The organism is Neobacillus sp. NRS-1170, assembly GCF_050468025.1.
The window spans coordinates 1-3,077 of the sequence record NZ_JBITPF010000017.1 but is presented as its reverse complement, the minus strand read 5'-3'; the positions used below and the strand labels follow the sequence as shown (position 1 = coordinate 3,077).

Genomic DNA, 3,077 nt, shown 5'->3' with positions numbered 1-3,077 from the left:
AGAAGAAGTAACCAAGTAAAAACCGAGTAATCGCCATTTTAGTTTTTCTCTCTATTTATTAGAGTAAAACCTTTTAGGTTAAGTTAGAAAGGGCGCACGGTGGATGCCTTGGCACTAGGAGCCGATGAAGGACGGGACTAACACCGATATGCTTCGGGGAGCTGTAAGTAAGCTTTGATCCGGAGATTTCCGAATGGGGGAACCCACTGCTCGTAATGGAGCAGTATCTTTACCTGAATACATAGGGTATTGAAGGCAGACCCGGGGAACTGAAACATCTAAGTACCCGGAGGAAGAGAAAGCAAACGCGATTCCCTAAGTAGCGGCGAGCGAAACGGGAACAGCCCAAACCGAAAGGCTTGCCTTTCGGGGTTGTAGGACACTCAACATGGAGTTACAAAGGAACGGGGTAGATGAAGCGATCTGGAAAGGTCCGTCATAGAAGGTAAAAACCCTGTAGTTGAAACTTCGTTCCCTCCTGAGTGGATCCTGAGTACGGCCGGACACGTGAAATCCGGTCGGAAGCAGGGAGGACCATCTCCCAAGGCTAAATACTCCCTAGTGACCGATAGTGAACCAGTACCGTGAGGGAAAGGTGAAAAGCACCCCGGAAGGGGAGTGAAAGAGATCCTGAAACCGTGTGCCTACAAGTAGTTAGAGCCCGTTAATGGGTGATAGCGTGCCTTTTGTAGAATGAACCGGCGAGTTACGATTACATGCAAGGTTAAGTTGAAGAGACGGAGCCGCAGCGAAAGCGAGTCTGAATAGGGCGAATTGAGTATGTGGTCGTAGACCCGAAACCAGGTGATCTACCCATGTCCAGGGTGAAGTCCAGGTAACACTGGATGGAGGCCCGAACCCACGCACGTTGAAAAGTGCGGGGATGAGGTGTGGGTAGCGGAGAAATTCCAATCGAACTTGGAGATAGCTGGTTCTCTCCGAAATAGCTTTAGGGCTAGCCTCACGTAGTTAGAGTCTTGGAGGTAGAGCACTGTTTGGACTAGGGGCCCTCATCGGGTTACCGAATTCAGACAAACTCCGAATGCCAAAGACTTATCCGTGGGAGTCAGACTGCGAGTGATAAGATCCGTAGTCAAAAGGGAAACAGCCCAGACCACCAGCTAAGGTCCCAAAGTTTACGTTAAGTGGAAAAGGATGTGGAGTTGCTTAGACAACCAGGATGTTGGCTTAGAAGCAGCCACCATTTAAAGAGTGCGTAATAGCTCACTGGTCGAGTGACTCTGCGCCGAAAATGTACCGGGGCTAAACGTAACACCGAAGCTGTGGATTGACATCGTAGATGTCAGTGGTAGGAGAGCGTTCTAAGGGCGTTGAAGCTAGACCGTAAGGACTGGTGGAGCGCTTAGAAGTGAGAATGCCGGTATGAGTAGCGAAAGACGGGTGAGAATCCCGTCCACCGTATGCCTAAGGTTTCCTGAGGAAGGCTCGTCCGCTCAGGGTTAGTCGGGACCTAAGCCGAGGCCGAAAGGCGTAGGCGATGGACAACAGGTTGATATTCCTGTACCACCTCTTTATCGTTTGAGTGATGGGGGGACGCAGGAGGATAGGGTAAGCGCGCTGCTGGTTATGCGCGTCTAAGCAGTTAGGCTGGTGAATAGGAAAATCCGTTCACCGTAAAGGCTGAGCTGTGACAGCGAGGGAAATATAGTACCGAAGTTCCTGATTCCACACTGCCAAGAAAAGCCTCTAGCGAGATAAAAGGTGCCCGTACCGCAAACCGACACAGGTAGGCGAGGAGAGAATCCTAAGGTGAGCGAGAGAACTCTCGTTAAGGAACTCGGCAAAATGACCCCGTAACTTCGGGAGAAGGGGTGCTTTTTGAGGTGAATAGCCTCGAAGAGCCGCAGTGAATAGGCCCAGGCGACTGTTTAGCAAAAACACAGGTCTCTGCGAAGCCGCAAGGCGAAGTATAGGGGCTGACGCCTGCCCGGTGCTGGAAGGTTAAGAGGAGGGGTTAGCGCAAGCGAAGCTCTGAATCGAAGCCCCAGTAAACGGCGGCCGTAACTATAACGGTCCTAAGGTAGCGAAATTCCTTGTCGGGTAAGTTCCGACCCGCACGAAAGGCGTAACGATCTGGGCACTGTCTCAACGAGAGACTCGGTGAAATTATAGTACCTGTGAAGATGCAGGTTACCCGCGACAGGACGGAAAGACCCCGTGGAGCTTTACTGTAGCCTGATATTGAATTTTGGTACAGCTTGTACAGGATAGGTAGGAGCCTGAGAAGCCGGAGCGCCAGCTTCGGTGGAGGCGTCGGTGGGATACTACCCTGGCTGTATTGAAATTCTAACCCGCACCCCTCATCGGGGTGGGAGACAGTGTCAGGTGGGCAGTTTGACTGGGGCGGTCGCCTCCTAAAGAGTAACGGAGGCGCCCAAAGGTTCCCTCAGAATGGTTGGAAATCATTCGTAGAGTGTAAAGGCACAAGGGAGCTTGACTGCGAGACCTACAAGTCGAGCAGGGACGAAAGTCGGGCTTAGTGATCCGGTGGTTCCGCATGGAAGGGCCATCGCTCAACGGATAAAAGCTACCCCGGGGATAACAGGCTTATCTCCCCCAAGAGTCCACATCGACGGGGAGGTTTGGCACCTCGATGTCGGCTCATCGCATCCTGGGGCTGTAGTCGGTCCCAAGGGTTGGGCTGTTCGCCCATTAAAGCGGTACGCGAGCTGGGTTCAGAACGTCGTGAGACAGTTCGGTCCCTATCCGTCGTGGGCGCAGGAAATTTGAGAGGAGCTGTCCTTAGTACGAGAGGACCGGGATGGACGCACCGCTGGTGTACCAGTTGTCTTGCCAAAGGCATCGCTGGGTAGCTATGTGCGGACGGGATAAGTGCTGAAAGCATCTAAGCATGAAGCCCCCCTCAAGATGAGATTTCCCATAGCGTCAAGCTAGTAAGAACCCTGAAAGATGATCAGGTTGATAGGTCAGAGGTGGAAGCGCGGTGACGTGTGGAGCTGACTGATACTAATCGTTCGAGGACTTAACCAAGTCATATGAACATATGAAGGTGAACTCGTTTTTACAAACTTCTTCTGCATTATCTAGTTTTGAGG

General features: G+C 51.9%; 1 rRNA gene. It reads left to right on the top strand.

Annotated features, from left to right (window positions below):
• The first annotated feature begins 76 nt into the window (after positions 1-76).
• Positions 77-3,012 (top strand): 23S ribosomal RNA (locus tag ACIFOT_RS07640).
• Positions 3,013-3,077: the final 65 nt, after the last annotated feature.